At 65.4% G+C, this 1,456-nt stretch carries 1 protein-coding gene and 1 other annotated feature; the gene reads left to right on the top strand.

Going from position 1 to position 1,456, the window contains the following annotated elements; translation table 11 throughout:
• The first annotated feature begins 51 nt into the window (after nt 1-51).
• Nucleotides 52-1,310, top strand: a protein-coding gene (locus AC1DF3_RS36840; protein ID WP_478142790.1) for an IS3 family transposase whose coding sequence is annotated in 2 segments (ribosomal slippage) — nt 52-334 and nt 334-1,310 — 1,260 coding nt in all. Because the reading frame shifts where the segments join, the coding sequence is not laid out codon by codon here.
• Nucleotides 330-446, top strand: a sequence feature (AL1L pseudoknot). It overlaps the preceding gene by 117 nt.
• Nucleotides 1,311-1,456 lie beyond the last annotated feature (146 nt).

Consider the following 1,456-nt stretch of genomic DNA (forward strand, 5'->3'; position numbering starts at 1 on the left):
TGAACCGCCCCGGATTTTGAGGAGGCTCCTTCGATTGAGAATGGAGCCAAGATGAGAAAGTCACCGAAGTTTTCCCCTGAGGTCATGGAGCGCGCGGTGCGCATGGTCTTTGACGCCAAGGACCAGTACCCGTCGCAGTGGGCGGCGATCGAATCGATCGCCGGCAAGATCGGCTGCACGGGCGAGACGCTGCGCAAGTGGGTGCGCCAGGGTGAGCGCGACAGCGGCGTACGGCCAGGCCCGAGCACCGTCGAGCAGCAGCGCATCAAGGACCTCGAGCGCGAGGTTCGCGAACTGCGCAAGACCAACGAGATCCTGAAGTTGGCCAGCGCGTATTTCGCCCAGGCGGAGTTCGACCGCCAACTCAAGAAGTGAACGCCTTCATCGACGAGCATCGCGCTCGTTGCGGGGTCGAGCCGATCTGCCGCGCGCTGCAGGTCGCCCCGTCGGCATACCGGCGCCACGCGGCGCGCCAGCGCAACCCGGCGCTGCTGCCCGCGCGAGCCCAGCGTGATGCGAGCTTGCTGCTGCAGGTGGAGCGCGTGTACGACCAGAACCTGCGGGTCTATGGTGCCGACAAGGTCTGGCGGCAACTGCGCCGCGAAGGCACGGCTGTGGCGCGATGCACTGTCGAGCGACTCATGCGGCTATGCGGGCTGAGCGGCGCGCGTCGCGGCAAAAAAGTGCGAACGACAGTACCGGACGTCAAGGCCGCATGCCCGCTCGATCGGGTGAACCGGCACTTCAAGGCGGACAGGCCGAACCAGCTTTGGGTGGCGGACTTCACCTACGTGTCGACCTGGCAGGGCTTCGTGTACGTGGCCTTCGTCATCGATGTCTTCGCGCGGCGCATCGTCGGCTGGCGGGTCAGCAGCTCGATGCAGACCGACTTCGTGCTCGACGCGCTGGAGCAGGCACTGTACGCGCGTCGGGGCGAGCGTGAAGGGGCGCTGGTGCATCACAGCGATAGGGGCTCGCAGTACGTGTCGATCCGCTACAGCGAGAGGCTGGGCGAAGCCGGCATCGAGCCCTCGGTGGGCAGCACCGGCGACAGCTACGACAACGCGCTGGCCGAGACCATCAACGGTCTGTACAAGGCTGAGATCATCCACCGACGCGGCCCCTGGAAGACGCGCGAGGCGGTCGAACTCGCCACCCTCGAGTGGGTCTCATGGTTCAACCATCACCGCTTGCTGGAGCCTATCGGCTACATCCCGCCGGCCGAAGCAGAGGCGAACTACTGGCGCCTGCAAGCCCAGGCGGTGACCACAACCAAGCCTGCCCAGTCGGCAGTGCTGCAGAAGGGTTGAACCATGAGTACATGGCCCAACCGGGGGCGCCTCCGGCGGCCCCTGCGGGGGGCTGGAATAATGAAAGTCAGAACAGCCAGAAGAGAAGTCAGACCATCCCGGTCGGACTCAAGCCAATAGGCCTCCTCGAAAGCCGGTGCGGTTCA

It is taken from the genome of Variovorax sp. 10N432, from assembly GCF_056394465.1.